The sequence below is a fragment of the Bacillus cereus group sp. BfR-BA-01379 genome (assembly GCF_022663605.1).
GTDB classification, from domain to species: Bacteria; Bacillota; Bacilli; order Bacillales; family Bacillaceae_G; genus Bacillus_A; species Bacillus_A mobilis.
Genome location: NZ_JAKUFT010000006.1, coordinates 72,668 through 90,420, shown reverse-complemented (window position 1 = coordinate 90,420; position 17,753 = coordinate 72,668). Strand labels below are relative to the sequence as shown.

Below are 17,753 nucleotides of genomic sequence, written 5' to 3'. Positions count from 1 at the left end.
AGTCTGCCCTTTTTCCCTTAAGTAAAAGTCAATGGTATTCCGGTTTGAAGTGACTATACCCCACATATAAAGTGAAACTTTAATCAGTGGGGGTTTTCTTCATCCCCCACTGATTATTAGTTGAACCAATCGGACTTTTATGGGCAGTTGATCCCCCACCTAAATTCTTTGCTTTCGCTGAATTTTGAGGTAGGAGTCTTACTGCCCATTAAAGTGGGATAAATCTACTTGCCCTTTGACTGTAATTTAGGTCTTATCCCAAGAGTTATGTATCATTTTTAATTCTCACACTATAATCATTATTATTTCTATTATACTAATACCTTTTCAGGATTATGTAACTTCTGCATAAAGATCCGTGCTGCAAAACTTAAAAATTTATCATCAAAATGAATCAGATTAATATCTTGACTTGGTGTTGGATCAATAATACGAACTATGCTCAAAGTATCATTATTAACAAAGTCAACTAGTGAAAGAGGTATTATAGCAACACCGTGTCCATTGTGTACAAGGCTCAATAAAGAAATAGAAGATTTTGTTTCTATATTTGCTTCAGATAAAGATAACCCTAAACTCTCACAATATATTTTAATAGATTCACGACAACTACATGAAACCATTATTCTACTCAGCCCTACTAATTCTCGAAAAGAAACCGATGATGTTTCATTCAAAGGATGATTTTTTGGAATGACAAGGACGAGCTCTTCGCTATACAAAAGGGTGCTTGTTAATGTGTCTGGAATTTGAGCACTACGCGTGATCCCTATATCAATATTTTTATCAACGATTTGATTTACAGCAACTTCGGATTCTATAATTTTTACTACGATGTTGGGATAATGTTGTTGAAACTTCATAATATAAGGTGTTAAATAGGTGAGATCCTCTAATAAACCTCCTATAGTAATTACACCTCTTTTTACACCCTTTAATTCAAAAATTTCATTATAAACGTCATCAAATTGTTGCATGATAAATTTTCCTTTATCAAATAGCAGCTTACCCGCTTCTGTCATTTTGATACCTCTTCCAACTCGATGAAACAAAAGTGTATCAAGTTCACCTTCTAACACACGGATTTGTTGACTTAAAGTCGGCTGTGAAATACCTAGAACTTCCGCAGCTTTAGTAAAACTATTATTATTACAAACTTGAATAAAATACTCTAAATGACGTAATTCCATTCTTGATACCCACTCTCCGCTTTATGAAAGATTTATAATGAAAAGGACAATATGTATACGTTAATATAACAATCTCATTTCTCGCTATACCACTTGAAATTATATGATTTATTAATTTTGTATTACAATACATTTACTACCACTTATTAATTTTTCCTCCTATTTATTTAATTTATATTTAATTAGGATATTACTAAACAGAAATAACCTCTAAAAACTTACAATTTCTGTGTGTAACATCCTAACTTTTTCAACTGTTTAATTATCATTTTTTCTCCCTATAGTCCAAACTATCAAATATTTGCTGAATCCCCTCTTTATGCTGAGGAAAAATAGTATCCATCAATTCAATACCTTCTGAAATATTTGACGCATACGTAATACTACTTCTCTCTAAGTTTTTGTATAGGCTGATCACTTTTACTACATAGTATAGCTCAAGCACTGCAAATTCAGTTGGATTAAGTCCATAAATTTTTGTAACCTTTTCAATACATTTAATGATTGACTGTACTGCCCTTGATAATATAACGAGTAACTTTAAAGATAAGCTTTCATCTTTAATCATGCTCACAATTCCCAATCCTTTACAAGTTATCTCGAATTCGAGATTCATTATATTATCGTCGTAATATTATGTCAATAATCCGTTTTAGCGTTATCAAGCCACTTATAATTTATTTCTCAACATAAGACATATGGAATTAAAAGAAAACAATTGTTACTATATAAGTATCTCAATTACGTTATTTCTTTTAAAGAGAGCTTGTCTTCTAACGCAAGTTCTCTTTTGTCATATTCTAAATTGAATCGGGACAAATTGCAGATGATGCGTCTGCCTATGTATATGATATAGTTTAAAAAAAGATTAGAGCCCTCCTACAAAAAGAAGAGCTCTAATCTTTCATAAATATTACTAACCATATTTATGTTAATATCTATCATATATTTTTAAAATAAGATTAATTAGATTTAAAAAAAGATTTCTTTTTCTTTACTCGTAATAAATCACCTGTCCATCCCTTTAATCGCATATACAAATACATACTCCCTGTTGTGAAAATAATAAATAAGAGAGCGATTAAATAGCTATATTTCCATTCTAGTTCAGGCATATATTTAAAATTCATCCCCCACAATGCTCCTAAGGCTGTCAAAGGCGTACTCACAGCAGTTAATACAGTAAGAGCTTTCATAATTTCATTCCCACGATGAGAAGAAACAACTTCTTGTAAATGAATCATCGTGTCTAATTCTTCTTGGTACTCTTTAACGAGTTGTAATCCACGCTCTAATTTTACGTGTGTTTGTTTATAACAAAGGGTGTTTGTTAGGTTTTCTAACCAAGCTTCTTTCAGGCCTTGTAACACTTCTTGTATTAAGCGAAACACATGTGTGTTCATAAATAATTCATGACGAATATGATAAATTTTTTCTAAAACTGCTATGTTATTATGATGATAAAAATCCCATAATACATTTCTGAAATTGTTTTCAAAATAGTCAACCTTTCGTAAATAGTGAGATATAAATATGGATAAGATAGCACATAATCCTTCAGCGGAACTATTACAATTTTTTATACCCATAGGGAAATTATGTATTAATTTTTGAAAATCCTCTTCCTCTTTTTCCTGGACTGTTATCAGTATTCCATGAGCTACGAAATAATGAAGAAATTTTTGAATTTTGGCGTCCTTTTTATCTTGATCATATAAAAAAGAACCATATACACAAGTTTGACTTGGTGATGATGTATAAACATATAATCCATTTTCACAAGGAGAACTAATTTTCTTTACAAATTGAGAGAAATAGGATGTTACATCACGAGGGATTATAGAAGAAAGTTTTTCAAGCTCACTAGTTTTCACATGATACCAATTCCATTTCGGCATTTTTATGCATTCCATATTATTCTTCCTTTCTGAATAGTTTTATGTTTGATCGAATAATATCCATAATATGAAATTTGTATGTAGGTATTCATGTCTTGGAGGAAAAAATTTTAGATCATCTAAATTACAAGCTAAATGGCATAGGAGGTCTTATTCTATTACAAGGAAGACCCCCTATATATTAGCTATTTTTATTCTCAATTTTAAACATTTCCTCTATACAAGCACTTTTTATCTTTTCTTATTTATATGTGGAAAAGAACCACATACTTTGGCACGTCTATTCAACGAACTCCATTTTGGTCGTTATTATAATTTGGATTCGTATGCAGATTGATTGGTGATGTCGTCAAATACTTGACTTCCAATCATATAGTATCCATGAAGTGCAGCCTCTTTCGAAGCGTCTACCATACGGAAAGAAGAAATTTCACCTTGCATTTTTTCAATTCGTTTTTTGTGGATATCTACTATTCCTCCTGTCCAAATAATAGTGTCATACTGGTCTAACTTAAATTGTTCTTGTAATACACGCATAACGTCTTGGAAGTGTGTATCCAACTCTTTTTGAATCAAAGTATTAACCTGACTTGTCTGATGATTTTCTTCTCGACCTCCATATCCTTTTTCTAATACTTTTGGCATGTCGTTAATATGCAAGTTATCACTTTTCCCCCCATGATTCTGCAGGATATTCTTAATATTTTTCAAAGGCTTGCTACATCCTAGTTCCGTCTCATAATGATTTAAAATGACATTCTGTTTCATATCTGTCATTTCTAATGTACGAAATCCACCATCAATAATTAAGATACGATCTTGTTCCTGAATGATTCCCTCTTTTAAGAAATAGGCATGTAAAGCGACCGGTTGCTGAAGAATCAAAACATTTTCCACCGTAATATTAATAAATTTCCCATCAATTTGTACGGAAGTTTCTTTTTTTAGTGCACGTTGTAATTGCTCATGCTGACTACCAAAACAAGTAACGGGAAGCCCGGTAACAACTAAAGGTAACACGACATTTTCTTTATAATCCTTTGCAATGCAACCAAATATTTGTTGTTTAAACTGTTCGCTTTCATAATAATTTTCTATTTCTTCGTCAAATGGAGGAAGAAATGAAGCGTCAGATTGATGTGCTTCATTTCCCATGTAGTATGCAAAGTCTAAGTCTATAAAACTTACCTTTGTTAAATCTTCACTTTCAGCATGATTAGGTACAGGGGCTAGTGTGGAAGCTTCACTCTTAATCGTCACCTCAGAATCTACATCCTGTCGATATGCCCGCTTAGTAAAACCCATTCCTACATCAATTGCATACAGAGATTTCATACTTTTTTCCTCACTTTCTCTTTTTAGAATTAAATCTAAGCACTCTCTTCTTTCCCTTCTTTCATATATTTCTTTTCATCTTTTTTCTTTTTGCTATTTTCGTTTTCTGTTAAGTCTTTAATGGTAGAAATGACAACTGGTGTGGCTGTAAGCAGTTGCGGTAATGTTTGTTTTGCAACATTAGCTGCAGTTACAGAGAATTGTTTACTTGTCTCGGTTACCTTCTCTAATGTTTCCTTTATGTTTCCTTCTTGTAGTTTGTCTTTTACGCTTTTTCCTGTTGTTTGTATAGCTTTCCGATTTTCTTTTTTTAACAGGGAGACCATGACTCCGGTCGTAATCCCAATCACAGCATATTTAAATATTGTATGTTTCATTTTTCTCACCCTTCTCTACTTTTATTTTCTTCCATACTACAACCTAAAATAATTAACTTATCTATTTATCCGATGTTGCAATCTATTAGAGAGAATGATAGTTTTGTGGCTGCCTATCACTCGCCGTTGGTATTTCAGCTGTTACTAGAAGTAAAATTCTCCCTTGATCTAGTTTTTCTTCATATAAATTAGCTTCCTCCTTCGACAACCCCATTTCCTCCATTTGATTTCGGAGCTCGTCCCCTTTTTTGGAGAAAAAGTTGATAATACTTGTACCCAATCCTTGTTCTTTTACTCCAATCGTATTTATGTTTGTATCATCCGCAATCTTTTTTGTTAAATGTTTTTCATGTGTTAAGACGTAAATGTCATCTTGGCGAATCCCTTGCAATTCTAGCTCTTTTACTTTCATAACTACTTCCTGTTCATTTTCATATTCATGAACCACCGGTTTTCTTTCATTCTTATGCATTGTATTTTTCCTCCTTTAGATTTTTTATTTTCTTATTTAGTTGTTATGTAATATGTAATACACCTATTTTAAAGATGTTAAACCTAAATTTTCAAAAAACTTTATACAATAGATTATTCATGTTTTTAAATATTAAAGCGGTTTCTTTTGTTCTATTAACATTTCTGCTGCTTTAATTTTCCGGATAGAATCCCAAAAGACTGCTGATCCTAAGTGAAAATCTTTTGGTGGATTCTGACCAGAGAAATTAGGATCATTTAACAGTTCAAATTGCGCTTTGTAGAATGTATATTCATCTATGTTCATTTCTCCAATAGACAAAAGGTACTCAAATTGATCTAAAATAACATCTTGGATCATACGAGCTGGCCCTCCCATTACAATTGCCCCAGCAATATTTTGATTTTGGTCTTTTTTCGCACAGTTAAACTTTATTAAGAAAAACTTAAAGAATTTCCCTCTATATTCATAAGAACTTTTTTCTATACTGAAAAATGTAAATAGACAAAAGGAGAAACAATCATGAAGAAACTTTTACTTTGCATATTAGGAATAGGACTCCTTATATACTTACTACCTTTCCTATTGCGCGGGGATTTGGACAGGTTTAATCCTCTTGCTGAAGAAAAAAATGTATATGCTGTCGCGAAGGGATATGGCGTTCCTGATTACCATAATGAAGGAAGAGCAATATACTCGCTAAAGGGTATTGATGAATCAGGAGATAAAGAAAAATATGCAGTAGGAACTAACACTCCAAATGATTTCATACGAAAAACTTACTTAAAAATTCATGTAAAAGGAAGATATGTTTACTCGTACGAGGTTATTTCTGAAAAGGATATTCCGGAGAAAATAAGAGGACAATTGAATATAGTAAATAAAAAATAAGCTGATTAAATCAGCTTATTTTTCAATCGATTTATTACATTCATTATCATTGTTTTAATAACCATTCTTCAATTACTTTCACTGTTTCATCTTGCTGTGCTTTTGGCGTAATTAAGCTTGCATTATCACCTTTTTGCTCACCGTACATGCCAAAATGAGCATGGTTTCCGCCTTTGATCATGTGCATAGTTGTATTTTTTGACATTAACTTTTTATTATTCTCTATTTTTTCTACAGTTGCTAAAGCATCTACTTCCCCATAAATTGATAACATCGGCATCGATTTCGTAGAGAAATCATCTGCAGGATATGAACCTAAGAAAATGATCCCCCTTACCTTGTCTTCATGTTGAAAGGCATACTTAGAAATCATAGCTCCGCCCATGGAATGCCCCGCAACATACCAGTTTTGAACTTCAGGATACTGTTCCATTACACTGTCTACCGCATTGATTCCAAGTATCGCTAAATTTAATGGCAACTTAGGCATTACTACAAAATGCCCATCTTTTGCAAGAGCTTCCCCTAAGTAGCTATAAGCCTCAGCTTCTACTTTAGCTCCTTGATAAAAAATAACTCCTACTTTAGCATCTTTCTGTCCAAAAATTATATTATCTTCATCTTTTTTATCATCCACTAACGACAAAGCCTCTTTCGTTGGTTTATAAGTAAACTGAGACCAAGTCAAAAAAGCAATACTTCCCATAAGTAAAATACCTAGTAAAGAGTACAGAACAATCTTCATCCACTTCTTCACATATATGCCCTCCCTAAGATGTGTATATTCTATACTTTACTGATTATTAATACGGTTGTCGAATAATCTGTTATTGTTATTCAAAAAATGAGGATAGGATAAATAATAAGAGCTCTACATACATAGTCAATCTTTTAATTGCTGTAGGTGTAATGTTTCATTTCCCCTTTGATTTCTCTACAAAATAAAGTTAAGTTCATAAACAATTAGAAAGAAAAAGAAAGTGACCTATATATAGGTCACTTTCTTTTTCTTTCCATATATACTTTCTAAACAATTCTATTATTTATTCTAATTATGTGCTTCACTTTCAAATTTTGGATTCCCCACTTTTTTAGGCATGAAACACGCAAAAATTAATGCTACGAAAGATAAAAATAACATAAATAGGTACGCATCATTTGAGCCGAAAACAGAAGATAATTTCGCTAGTTGAATAGCTGTAATGTTTCCTTTTTCCAAAGATAACTCCGAAGCATGTGAAGTTGCTTGAGTCGTATATACAGTAATAACAACTGCTGTTCCAATAGCACCTGCTAATTGACGAATCGTATTATTTACCGCAGAACCATGTGAACCTAATTCTCTAGGTAAAGCATTTAATCCTGCTGTATTTAAAGGCATCGAAATGAAACTTAATCCAATCCGTAAAATAATAGTACGCACCATTACATACATATACGTTGTGGATTCAGTTAAATCAATTGCACCCCACATCGAAATAATGATTAATACTAATCCTGTAATGAAGAGTGGTTTTGCCCCGTATTTATCATACATTTTACCTGTAATAGGTGATAAGAATGCATTAATGATAGCCCCAGGTAATAGAAGTAAACCTGATTCAAATGCGGTAAAGCCTCTTCCATTTTGTAAGTATATCGGTAAAAGAATTAAATCAGCATACATAATCATCGTGATGAGTACGTTAATCACTGATGTAAGAGTAAAAATTTTATACTTAAATACGGATAAATTTAATAGTGGATCCTTAGATTTTATTTGACGTAAGTAAAATAGTGCTGTAACAATTATCCCAGTAATAATTGTTGTAATAACAATCGGATGATCCCATCCCTTGCTGCCCGCACTACTGAATCCAAATAAAATACACCCAAAACCAATCGTTGATAAAATGACACTTACAATATCCAAACTTGCTTTTGTCGTATCTGCAACGTTCATTAAATATTTCAGTGCAAGAATAATGACGATTAATACAAATGGAGCTAATCCAATAAATAACCATCTCCATGATACATATTCAATGATAAAACCAGATAATGTTGGAGCGATGGCTGGCGCAAAAATTATGGCAAAGCCGATAGTTCCCATAATACTCCCGCGCTTTTCACTAGGGTATAAATATAAAATAACTGTCATCATGAGCGGCATAATAATTCCTGCCCCAATTGCTTGAATCATTCTTCCTGTTAATAACATGCCAAAATTGATGGCACCGGCACATAGTAATGTTCCGATAAATAAAAAAATCATTGAGCTAGTAAATAATTGTCTCGTTGTAAAACGTTTCATTAAAAATGCCGTAATTGGCACTAATACACCGTTTACGAGCATAAATCCTGTTGCTAACCATTGTACAGTTGCAGCCGTAACATCAAATACCTCCATTAAGTTACTCATTGCTACATTTAGTAACGTCTGGTTTAATGTTGATAAAAAACAGCCAGCAATTAGTACAAGTAATAAAACTTTTTTATTTTTTTCTGTTATTCCCTTCTCCATTTCTAAACTCCCTTTTTCTATAGTTGCATTATCGACACAGTGTCGATAAAATTCATAGTAACAAAGATACATATTCCTGACCATGAACAATTTTGTTGAAAATGTTCATTAATCGACATTGAAAATATGCTATGTCGAGAAAGTCAAAGAAAAATCTATAAAGGAGTTTCAAAATGTCTACATCTAAAAAAGAGGATCCTCGTACACTTCGTTCAAGAGAAATGTTTAAAAATGCTGTCTATTCCCTTTTACAAGAGGAATCCACCATTTCAAATTTAACAGTCCAAAAAATCGCAAACAAAGCTGGATTAAATCGGACAACATTTTACTTACACTATCAAGACATTCAGGATTTACTCATGCAGCTCACTAATGAAATTTTAAACGAACTTTCTAATAAAATTACCGCTTTAATACACGTAAGCAATTTATCAGAAAAACAACAGCTAACACAATTGCTTGATTATTTATATATTCATCGAAATTATTTATCTATTTTATTTAATATGAATCATTTTGAGGAACAATTATTTCTATTAATAAAGAAATTAGTAGAAACGAGAAGGAATAATAGTAATACAGAGTTACCCGCAGATTATGTCGCTATTGAGATCAAAACTGCCTCATTGGTAGGAATCATCATGTGGTGGATAAGAAATGGACTTCATTTTAGTTCAGATTATATTACAAACCAAATTTATTTCATGTACAGAGGACAATGAGGTTAGAGCGTGTAAGTCCTATTTCGCTATGTAGAAAAATGCGAATTTCATACGCTAAGAGAATTTGAATATAAAAAATACCCCGATTGTTAGAATATGCTTAACAATCGGGGTACACTTCATGGAAATCGACTTTGTCTTAGTTATTGTTTTAGTAATACAAACATCTTTTAAGATAACTATGTTTATACTATAGACGTTGATCTTTCTGGAAGTTTAAACGAAAATGATCTTCATCATTATATACCCCAAATTCATACCCTTGCTCTTTATAAAATTTAATAATTTCAGGAAGAGCTTGTAATGTTTGCACCTTTTCATGCATTAAAACAACTTCTACCTCTTCTGTTGTTTGTTTTTTCACATTTTCTATAATCTGATTCGGATTATTTTTTAATTCCCAATCATGAGTATCAATCGTCCAATCCCAAACTTTTATTGCTGCTTCTACAATTTGATTACGAATTTCCTCACCCTTTAATCCTGGTGCAGATCCATATGGTGGACGAACTAGTTTAGGAGTTGTACCCGTAATATTATGGATAAGAGCTAATGTTTCTTTCATCTCTGGTACAAATTGTCCTTTTTTGTATAGCTTGTCACTATTATGTGTCATACTATGAGCACCAATATAATGCCCTTCTTTTACCGCTCTTTTTACATTTTCCTGAAAACCTGTATTTTGTAAATTGCTACCTTGCATAAAAAATGTCGAGGCAACATTTTGCTCTTTTAGTACATCTAAAAATTTCCCAGTTAATTCGCTAGGACCGTCATCGAATGTTAAATAAACAACCTTTCCTACCGGTTTTCCATCAGGTCTTTTCTGTTTTTCTGGTGGTTTTTCCTTTTTCTTTTCTTCTCGTTGCGTATTAACTTGTTTACTACTTTCATTAGCAACTCCCTTCGCTGGAGTAGAGTTCCAATTTCCAATTAAGAAGAATGTGAAAAAGGTCGTCGCTAAAACAACTCCTAGAGATATGATTGCCTTCGTTACTACACTTGTTTTTTTCTTACTTTGCGTTTCTTTCATTATTTTTCGATCCTTTCCCTATTAATTTTCATTATTTATAAGGCTGAGCCTTTATTCGACTGAATCATTCGTTTCAACCGGTGTTTACAATAAATAGATTAATAGGGAGAGATAAAGATAAAATGCAGATAACGTCGAAATCAGTTAAAGAATAGCGTATTGTGTTTACTAAAAAAAGAATTTGTTTCACTAATACAGTTAAATTTGGAAAATAAATATACAACCAAAAAAAAATACTACTCTTCCTAATTAAGATTTAGAAAGAATAGTATTTTTCTACTTGCTTATTTTATTACATAATAAAATAATTAATAATGCCATCCACAATACCTTGTTGCGATTTTGCTTGGAACTCTTCTGAATTCATTCTTTTTTCATCACTCGCATTAGATGTAAATCCTAATTCAATTAAAATAGACGGAGAAGGATTTTCTCGTAAGACAAGAAAATCACTACCATGAATGCCTCGATCTCGGCTGTCTATATTTTGATCAAAAATAGCTCCTTGTACGATCTTAGCTAATTTTTTATCTTTCCTTTTATTAGATCCGTAATGAGTTGTTATTCCTTTTACATTTGTATCCTCAAAAGCATCATGATGAATGCTAATATAAAGATCCGCCGCATGGTCTTTCGCTACTTTGACACGAGCTTGCAATTCTTCCTTTTGTTTTGTTTCTGGAAGTAAACTCGTATCTTTTTCACGTGTTAATATAACTTTTGCATCCGTTCTTTTTTCTAATTCTTTTTTTATATTTTGAGCTACTTTTAAATTAAGCTCTTTTTCGATCGTTCCAAATTTCTTTCCTTTCGTCCCTCTATCTCCTCCACCATGCCCCGGATCAATTACAATAGTTTTTCCTTTTAATCGTAAATCCTCTTTTGATATGTTTTTGTACCCTTTAGCATGTATGAAACTAACGCCTGTACCCATTATTAATATAATAAACAAAAGCAATATCGCTCTTTTTTTCATTTTAACAATCTCCTTATCAACTTTTCATTCCGTTTCTAATGAAAATAGTAATGAATGCTGATAAAGATAAAATGCAGATAATGTCGATTTCATTTAAAAATGACAAAAACGTGTAGAACAAAAATTCTACACGTGTTTATTTAAATAGAAATAAAATAATACTCCATCTTCTGTATTCGAAACACCATATTCCGCACCATGCAACTCTAATATATTCTTTGAAATAGCAAGGCCTAATCCTGTTCCACCTTTGGAGCGTTGACGAGACGTATCTCCTCGATAAAAACGATCCCATATTTTTTCTAAGTGTTCTGGCTCGATATGAGCCCCTTTATTTTCTACACATACTTTTACACGTTCATTCTCTTCTATTGTAGAAATAATAATATTCTTCTGTTCTGGTGTGTAACGAATCGCATTCGTAATAAAGTTCGTTATAACTTGTTCTATGCGATGCTGGTTTGCAACAACTTCAATTTTAGAAAGTTGTTTATGCACATGTAATTGCTTAGCTGTTATATCTGAGGTTAATTGCTCACATATATAATCAATCATCTCATCAATATGGAAAACATCCATTTTCATTTTATACGTACCAGATTCGAATTTTGCTAACTCCAGCATATCAATAATGAGCATATCCATTTTATCTACTTCTTTTGACATTGCTTTAAAGTAATACTCCTTTTTATTACTAGCAACACCATCCTCCAAAATTGAAATACAGCTCTTCATTATACTTAAAGGTGTTTTTAACTCATGTGAAACACCCGCGATAAATTCTTTACGTGTATTTTCTAATTGCTTTTCTTTTTCTATATCTTGCTGCAATTGATGAATATACGAATGCAAAGCTTTAGAAAGCGTATTAATATTTTGTGATAAATCACCTATTTCATCCTTTGTCGTAATAGGTATCGTCTCAGAGAAATCTAAACCAGCAATTTTTTTTGTAGTATTATTTATTTGTAATAATGGTTTGGCGATTTTTTTTGAGTAATAGAACGATATCAACACAATTAAAATCAATACAAAGATAATTAAATATACATAATAATCCTTTATCATTTGCACTGCTTCATCAACTGGTTGCAACGATGTCATAGCAAAAATATAGTTTGTCTCACCCTCTGCAGCTTTCGTTGATTTGATTAATAGCTTATATTTAATATTATTTTCTTCGTAATCCATTATTTCTGTAGAAGTAGCATCATTAGATTTTTGATTCAATAATAAATCAACCTGAAATTGCTTTATTCTATCTATAAGCACACGATTTCCATATATAAAGTTCGTTCCTACAGTCCCCTCTGGTAATTGCACGTTCTGAATGCTTCCTGCTAAATATAATTGTGAACTTTCTTTTGATGATACAGCTTTTGGCCCATACAACCTTTCTGACAGTTGCTTATTTTCTAGCCCAACATTCCTCTCTTTTATTGTTAACATCGCAGGGACTACTATATCCCCCTTCTGTACTCCATCGATAATAATATGACTCCCTGGTTCTAAACTATATTTCATCCTTTCTATATCTTCTAAATTGATAAAACTATACAACGGTATATGAATGGAACGTTCAGAAAATCTCTTATTTTCGTTAGGGTCTAATCGAATTTCTAAAGAGAAATCATTTGCATATTTTATATTACCTGCACGATCTAACGTTGTAATCCATGTCGCATTCTTTTGATAGAAATTTTGTTCCAATTCTTGAATTGCTTTCGCATCATCTCCAGCTTTTACATATGCTTTTTCAAAGGATTGAATATTCGTTTTAATATCATTCACTTTTCGATTTGCGTAGTATTGCTTAAAAAATATCGTTTGTCCCATAAAAATAGTTACTAAAATAAGTGTGCATAATGCTGTTGTTAATATAAATAACTTTAATACAATTCCTTTTTTCATACTTGTCCCTCAAATTTATAACCAACTCGTACAACAGTTACAATACAAGCTGCTTTTTGTCCTAATTTATGACGCAAATTACGAATATGACTATTAACAGTGCGATCATCTCCAGCGAATTCATAACCCCAAATTTTAGTAATTAGTTGTTCTCTCGAAATTACAATCCCTTGATTGTGCATGAGATACGTTACTATTTCAAATTCTGTATGCGTCAAATTTATGTCTTCTCCATCTATAGTTACTGTACGAGAAGGGAAATGTACATGAATACCGCTACTCGTTAATGTATCTTCAGTTGATACATTAACAGCGGCAGAATATCGGCTTTCCATTAACCGTTTTGCTCTTGCCAATAAAATAAGAGGGCTATATGGTTTTGTAATATAATCATCTGCTCCTAGTTCAAATCCGAGTAAAGTATCATCCTCATCCACCCGAGCCGTTAGCATAATGATAGGTACATTAGATTTCTTCCGAATTCGCCGACAGACCGCCCAACCATCTAATTCCGGTAACATAATATCTAAAATAATTAAATGCACCTCATGCTCTTCAAATATAGATAAGGCTTCTTTCCCATCAATCGCCTCTAAGACGTTATACCCTTCGTTTAATAAGTAATCCTTCATAATTTCACGTAAAATATCTTCATCTTCTACAATTAATATTGTTCTTTGCATCTTTATCTTCTCCACGATTCATTTTATCCCGCTTTAATGGGCAGTACGACCCCAACCTCAAAATGCAGCGAAAGCAAAGAATTTAGCTGGGGATCAACTGCCCATAAAAGTCCGATTAGTGAGGGCTGATAATCAGTGGGGATGAAGAAAACCCCCACTGATTAAAGTTTCACTTTATTGTTAGGAAGAAATAGTTCATTTTATATGTTAACCAATTAGAAATCTTTCACTATTTCCGTCACTACCACATACAACATAGTTATATCAAGATAATAGCATGATAGTATAAAGATAAAATGCAGAGATAGCCTTACTATTGAAATTCTATTATAATTTTGTAATTGGAATGAATTTGAATCACATAAAGAACCAGAAGAAATAATATGATTTGGAGGTATCACGATGAGCCTTTTAATTAGAGAGTTAGAAACAAATGATTTAGATAATTTCCCGGAGATTGATGACAGTTTTATAGTGAATGCTCGGTTAATTCTTTCTCTTTCAAAAGTAAATAAACGCATAGAATATACAGTAGAAGACGTTCCGAGTTATGAAAAAAGTTATTTACAAAATCAAAATGATAATGAAGAACTGGCGTACAATGAATATATAAATAAGCCGAATCAAGTAATTTACATAGCACTGTTACATAACCAAATCATTGGATTCATAGTATTGAAAAAGAATTGGAATCACTATGCTTACATAGAAGATATAGCGGTGGATAAAAAATATCGTACACTCGGAGTTGGTAAAAGATTAGTTGATCAAGCAAAGCAGTGGGCAAAAGAAAACAATATGCCCGGTATTATGCTTGAAACGCAAAATAATAATGTCGCAGCATGTAAGTTCTATGAAAAATGCGGATTTGTAATTGGTGGATTTGATTTTCTTGTTTATAAAGGTTTGGATATGACAAGTGATGAAATTGCAATTTATTGGTATTTGCATTTCAAATGAGAATAGTTTATAACTTAAAAAAACTCAAAATAAAACCCCAATTTCTCTATATTAAAATTGAGAAATTGGGGTTAAGTTATTTAGAACAAGTAACTTATTAATAACCCTGCTGATAATAAGAAGCCGAAAATCGTATTTGTCATCGCTGTTGATTTCATTGCGATGCGCATATATCCGGGATCCTTTGCTCCTTTTTGGAAACTTTGAATTGCAGAGATTGGCTTTCTCAAACCTAGGAACATAACTAATGCCCAAGGGCTTATATAACCCATCAATACAATTACGGCAATCCATAAGTAAGCAATTAGAAACGCTACAGCTAGTGTTACGATTGCTTTTTCTCTCCCAAGGAGAATTACTAATGTCTTTCTTCCACCTTTAATATCTTCTTCGATATCTCGGATGTTATTCGACATGTTGATTGCACCGACTAAAATTCCAATTGGAATAGAAATCAATACACTTTCAGTCGTTATCGTATTCGTTTGAATAAAGAAAGCAATAAGTACAAAACATGTCCCCATTAACAATCCAGAAACTAATTCTCCAAATGGAGTGTACGCAATTGGTAATGGACCACCTGTATATAAATAGCCAACCGCCATCCCGATTAAACCAATAACAACTAACCACCAGCTACTATTCATACAAATATAAACTCCAATAATTGCTGCTACCACATACAATAAAAGCGCAACTGTTAACACATTTTTTGGTTTCAATCCATGACGGACAATTCCACCACCGATACCTACAGAATCAGCGGTATCTAATCCACGTTTGAAATCATAGTACTCATTAAATAAGTTCGTTGCTATTTGCAATGCTAAACATGCAGCCATCATCGCAATAAATAAAAGCCAATCAATTTTGGCAACATAAAGTGATGCTACTGTTCCTAAAATTACAGGAGAAAACGTCGCCGTTAATGTATGCGGGCGCGTCATCTTCCATATTAATTTAGCGGAACTAATTTCTTTTTCATTCCCCATAACTCTGTTCAATCTCCCAACCTTTTAAGTATAAATGACTAGCAGTATCTTTCTATCTATTTTCTGCCACGCATCTATTATATCAAAAAAAGAATTGGCGATAGAACTTTAATGCTCTTGCTTACACTATAATTTTGCATCAAAATATCGTTTTTTCTAATATGGGGTGGTACCCCTAATACCCCATATTAGAAAAAGAAGAGTTTGAATCCTTTAACGTACAGGGCGTTCCATATATCATTGTAAAGGATCATGAAAATAACATTCAAAAATTAATTCTTAGATTCAGCACTCAATCATTAGAAAAGGCTATTTTATAATAATCATCCCCAAAAAAAGAAACGAACATATATTGTTCGTTTCTTTTTTATGGTGTTTAATGCTCAAGAAAACTTATAACCGCATAAGTATATAGAACGACTAGAGCAAAGGCACATATTCCCATAATTATAATCGCTAGTGCGCTTTTCTCTTGTCTAAACCCTATAATCCCAAGAATAAATGCACTCAACATTGTTACCTTAAGCATTGTAGAAAGGTTGGGAATAGAATATCCACTCAACCAGGTAGAGAAACTTACAATTACAGAAAAAGAGAACAACGTTAGAACAATAGATAATATATTAATGTGCTTTCCATACTTCAGTTGCATTTCGCTAGCCTCTTTTCATTAGTGAATAATAGGTAGGTGACTATTATTATTTTATTCTAAATTTTCTTGAAAATCTACAACAAAAAGAAGAGGTTGTCCCAAAAAGTCGCTGAATAGTTACTTTTTTGCAACCTCTTTTCTTTATTTTTTACTTTCCTCTAGTTTAGAGATACTTGTTTCTTGTTCAGGTAACGTATCAAGAAAATCCGTTGCTCAAATTCGAACAACGGACCTCCTTTATATGAACCAATGTAAAACATCCTCAGCAATCTCTTCTGGTCTATCCCAATGCATTAAATGCCCTGTATCTGTATAAAGCTTAGTTGTAATATCAATATGCTTCCTAAATTCCGCAATTTGCAATTCTCTTATTTCTAAATAATTATGTGGAAGATCACAATACAATAATAAAATATCATTTTTAATTTTATTAGATTTCAACGTTTTATACACCGAATATTGAAACTTAATTACACTTCTAGCAGTATCGCCAGTAGCATGCCATTTCACTTTATTATCTTCTTCTCGCATTAAATCATAAACCGCACGTTCTATTAATGGTGACCACCTGCTATAAACCATTTTTTCTGACTGGATGAATGCTTCTTTACTGTCAAAAATGTATTCATCAAAATCTTTTTCGTAATGGGTAATTTCTTCTTCTAATGATCGCGGTGGACACTCTCCTTCTTTCGCATCTTTATATAGATTCGCAAAATAATCCGCGTTCATTTTACCATGATGATAACCACCATCTAACAATACCATTTTATTCACTTTTTCTGGACGTTCTGCTGCATAGTGAAGCGCAACACTTGCTCCCCATGAATGTGCTACTATATGAAATGTTTCTTTTCCTAGCTGCTCAAGTAATGCTACTACCCATTTTGTTAAATGAGATGCACCGTAATCTTCATCCTTCTCAAAATTTGGTGTTTTTCCATGTCCAGATAGATCAAACGATACAATATGATAGTTATCCTTTAAAAGCTGCGCTATTTCGATAAAACTTAATTTTGTACTTCCTAAACCATGAAAACAAATGATTTGAGGATTTCTTTTATCCCCCCATTCACAAACACTTGCTTCATATTCACCAAATTCTACAAAAAAGTGATTCATTTTTAATCTCCTCTAATTATTAGATATAAATTAGTT

General features: G+C 32.4%; 17 protein-coding genes and 2 pseudogenes. 3 read left to right on the top strand and 16 right to left on the bottom strand.

What is annotated here, in order from left to right; genetic code table 11:
• Window positions 1–311: 311 nt before the first annotated feature.
• From MR113_RS04135 to MR113_RS04105, 7 genes and pseudogenes are all read right to left on the bottom strand, one after another.
• A complete protein-coding gene (locus MR113_RS04135) occupies window positions 312–1,190 on the bottom strand; it encodes a LysR family transcriptional regulator (protein WP_242251383.1) in 879 nt (292 codons plus the stop codon).
• A 218-nt stretch (window positions 1,191–1,408) separates the two neighbouring features.
• Window positions 1,409–1,764, bottom strand: a pseudogene (locus MR113_RS04130) (MarR family transcriptional regulator).
• Between the two features lie 388 nt (window positions 1,765–2,152).
• Complete coding sequence (locus MR113_RS04125; protein WP_242251381.1) at window positions 2,153–3,103, bottom strand: magnesium transporter CorA family protein; 951 nt, start codon at window positions 3,101–3,103, stop codon at window positions 2,153–2,155.
• Between the two features lie 294 nt (window positions 3,104–3,397).
• Complete coding sequence (locus MR113_RS04120) at window positions 3,398–4,423, bottom strand: ParM/StbA family protein (RefSeq protein WP_242251379.1); 1,026 nt, start codon at window positions 4,421–4,423, stop codon at window positions 3,398–3,400.
• A 35-nt stretch (window positions 4,424–4,458) separates the two neighbouring features.
• On the bottom strand, window positions 4,459–4,800 hold the full coding sequence (locus MR113_RS04115) for a peptidase U61 (protein WP_144656612.1): 342 nt from the start codon (window positions 4,798–4,800) through the stop codon (window positions 4,459–4,461).
• An 85-nt stretch (window positions 4,801–4,885) separates the two neighbouring features.
• Complete coding sequence (locus MR113_RS04110; RefSeq protein WP_144656610.1) at window positions 4,886–5,272, bottom strand: YflT domain-containing protein; 387 nt, start codon at window positions 5,270–5,272, stop codon at window positions 4,886–4,888.
• A gap of 135 nt (window positions 5,273–5,407) precedes the next feature.
• A pseudogene (locus tag MR113_RS04105) lies at window positions 5,408–5,689 on the bottom strand (alpha/beta hydrolase); the annotation flags it as partial.
• Window positions 5,690–5,794: 105 nt separating this feature from the next.
• On the opposite strand from MR113_RS04105, the gene MR113_RS04100 reads away from it, so the two are divergent.
• Complete coding sequence (locus tag MR113_RS04100; protein ID WP_242251376.1) at window positions 5,795–6,163, top strand: YxeA family protein; 369 nt, start codon at window positions 5,795–5,797, stop codon at window positions 6,161–6,163.
• Window positions 6,164–6,209: 46 nt separating this feature from the next.
• Here the strand turns inward: MR113_RS04100 and MR113_RS04095 are convergent, their stop codons facing one another.
• Both MR113_RS04095 and MR113_RS04090 read right to left on the bottom strand, forming a co-directional pair.
• Window positions 6,210–6,920, bottom strand: coding sequence for an alpha/beta hydrolase (locus MR113_RS04095; RefSeq protein ID WP_242251374.1), 711 nt, complete (start codon window positions 6,918–6,920; stop codon window positions 6,210–6,212).
• Between the two features lie 291 nt (window positions 6,921–7,211).
• On the bottom strand, window positions 7,212–8,666 hold the full coding sequence (locus tag MR113_RS04090; RefSeq protein WP_242251372.1) for a DHA2 family efflux MFS transporter permease subunit: 1,455 nt from the start codon (window positions 8,664–8,666) through the stop codon (window positions 7,212–7,214).
• Between the two features lie 173 nt (window positions 8,667–8,839).
• On the opposite strand from MR113_RS04090, the gene MR113_RS04085 reads away from it, so the two are divergent.
• Entirely contained in the window at window positions 8,840–9,388 is a 549-nt protein-coding gene (locus MR113_RS04085; RefSeq protein ID WP_098324310.1) for a TetR/AcrR family transcriptional regulator, read from the top strand.
• 190 nt (window positions 9,389–9,578) lie between these two features.
• Here MR113_RS04085 and MR113_RS04080 read toward each other — a convergent pair whose 3' ends face one another.
• The 4 genes from MR113_RS04080 to MR113_RS04065 all read right to left on the bottom strand — a co-directional run bounded on the left by MR113_RS04080 (window position 9,579) and on the right by MR113_RS04065 (window position 13,991).
• Window positions 9,579–10,421 (bottom strand): polysaccharide deacetylase family protein, encoded by an 843-nt coding sequence (locus MR113_RS04080; protein WP_097818649.1) that lies wholly within the window; start codon window positions 10,419–10,421, stop codon window positions 9,579–9,581.
• Window positions 10,422–10,713: 292 nt separating this feature from the next.
• Window positions 10,714–11,397 (bottom strand): N-acetylmuramoyl-L-alanine amidase family protein, encoded by a 684-nt coding sequence (locus tag MR113_RS04075; RefSeq protein WP_242251362.1) that lies wholly within the window; start codon window positions 11,395–11,397, stop codon window positions 10,714–10,716.
• A 126-nt stretch (window positions 11,398–11,523) separates the two neighbouring features.
• Window positions 11,524–13,308: a sensor histidine kinase gene (locus tag MR113_RS04070; protein ID WP_242251360.1), complete on the bottom strand. Its 1,785-nt coding sequence runs from the start codon at window positions 13,306–13,308 to the stop codon at window positions 11,524–11,526.
• Window positions 13,305–13,991, bottom strand: coding sequence for a response regulator transcription factor (locus MR113_RS04065; RefSeq protein WP_242251356.1), 687 nt, complete (start codon window positions 13,989–13,991; stop codon window positions 13,305–13,307). Before MR113_RS04065 ends, MR113_RS04070 begins: the two co-directional genes overlap by 4 nt.
• Before the next feature lie 402 nt (window positions 13,992–14,393).
• Here MR113_RS04065 and satA point away from each other — a divergent pair, with 402 nt between their 5' ends.
• Window positions 14,394–14,951, top strand: a complete 558-nt coding sequence (gene satA, locus MR113_RS04060; protein WP_242251354.1) for a streptothricin N-acetyltransferase SatA — start codon at window positions 14,394–14,396, stop codon at window positions 14,949–14,951.
• A gap of 80 nt (window positions 14,952–15,031) precedes the next feature.
• Here satA and menA read toward each other — a convergent pair whose 3' ends face one another.
• The 3 genes from menA to MR113_RS04045 all read right to left on the bottom strand — a co-directional run bounded on the left by menA (window position 15,032) and on the right by MR113_RS04045 (window position 17,717).
• Window positions 15,032–15,943 carry a 1,4-dihydroxy-2-naphthoate polyprenyltransferase gene (menA, locus tag MR113_RS04055; protein WP_242251343.1) on the bottom strand — a complete coding sequence of 304 codons (912 nt, stop codon included), beginning with the start codon at window positions 15,941–15,943 and terminating at the stop codon, window positions 15,032–15,034.
• A gap of 376 nt (window positions 15,944–16,319) precedes the next feature.
• A complete protein-coding gene (locus MR113_RS04050; RefSeq protein ID WP_001176332.1) occupies window positions 16,320–16,595 on the bottom strand; it encodes a hypothetical protein in 276 nt (91 codons plus the stop codon).
• Window positions 16,596–16,832: 237 nt separating this feature from the next.
• The gene (locus MR113_RS04045) at window positions 16,833–17,717 is read right to left on the bottom strand and encodes an alpha/beta fold hydrolase (RefSeq protein WP_242251341.1); all 885 of its coding nucleotides are present in this window, start codon (window positions 17,715–17,717) and stop codon (window positions 16,833–16,835) included.
• Window positions 17,718–17,753: the final 36 nt, after the last annotated feature.

Coding starts and splice junctions, on each gene's coding strand:
- MR113_RS04075 (WP_242251362.1), bottom strand. CDS start 11,397: ATGAAAAAAAGAGCGATATTGCTTTTGTTTATTATATTAATAATGGGT.
- menA (WP_242251343.1), bottom strand. CDS start 15,943: ATGGGGAATGAAAAAGAAATTAGTTCCGCTAAATTAATATGGAAGATG.
- MR113_RS04115 (WP_144656612.1), bottom strand. CDS start 4,800: ATGAAACATACAATATTTAAATATGCTGTGATTGGGATTACGACCGGA.
- MR113_RS04120 (WP_242251379.1), bottom strand. CDS start 4,423: ATGAAATCTCTGTATGCAATTGATGTAGGAATGGGTTTTACTAAGCGG.
- MR113_RS04045 (WP_242251341.1), bottom strand. CDS start 17,717: ATGAATCACTTTTTTGTAGAATTTGGTGAATATGAAGCAAGTGTTTGT.
- MR113_RS04110 (WP_144656610.1), bottom strand. CDS start 5,272: ATGCATAAGAATGAAAGAAAACCGGTGGTTCATGAATATGAAAATGAA.
- MR113_RS04085 (WP_098324310.1), top strand. CDS start 8,840: ATGTCTACATCTAAAAAAGAGGATCCTCGTACACTTCGTTCAAGAGAA.
- MR113_RS04125 (WP_242251381.1), bottom strand. CDS start 3,103: ATGGAATGCATAAAAATGCCGAAATGGAATTGGTATCATGTGAAAACT.
- MR113_RS04050 (WP_001176332.1), bottom strand. CDS start 16,595: ATGCAACTGAAGTATGGAAAGCACATTAATATATTATCTATTGTTCTA.
- MR113_RS04065 (WP_242251356.1), bottom strand. CDS start 13,991: ATGCAAAGAACAATATTAATTGTAGAAGATGAAGATATTTTACGTGAA.
- MR113_RS04135 (WP_242251383.1), bottom strand. CDS start 1,190: ATGGAATTACGTCATTTAGAGTATTTTATTCAAGTTTGTAATAATAAT.
- MR113_RS04100 (WP_242251376.1), top strand. CDS start 5,795: ATGAAGAAACTTTTACTTTGCATATTAGGAATAGGACTCCTTATATAC.
- MR113_RS04070 (WP_242251360.1), bottom strand. CDS start 13,308: ATGAAAAAAGGAATTGTATTAAAGTTATTTATATTAACAACAGCATTA.
- satA (WP_242251354.1), top strand. CDS start 14,394: ATGAGCCTTTTAATTAGAGAGTTAGAAACAAATGATTTAGATAATTTC.
- MR113_RS04080 (WP_097818649.1), bottom strand. CDS start 10,421: ATGAAAGAAACGCAAAGTAAGAAAAAAACAAGTGTAGTAACGAAGGCA.
- MR113_RS04090 (WP_242251372.1), bottom strand. CDS start 8,666: ATGGAGAAGGGAATAACAGAAAAAAATAAAAAAGTTTTATTACTTGTA.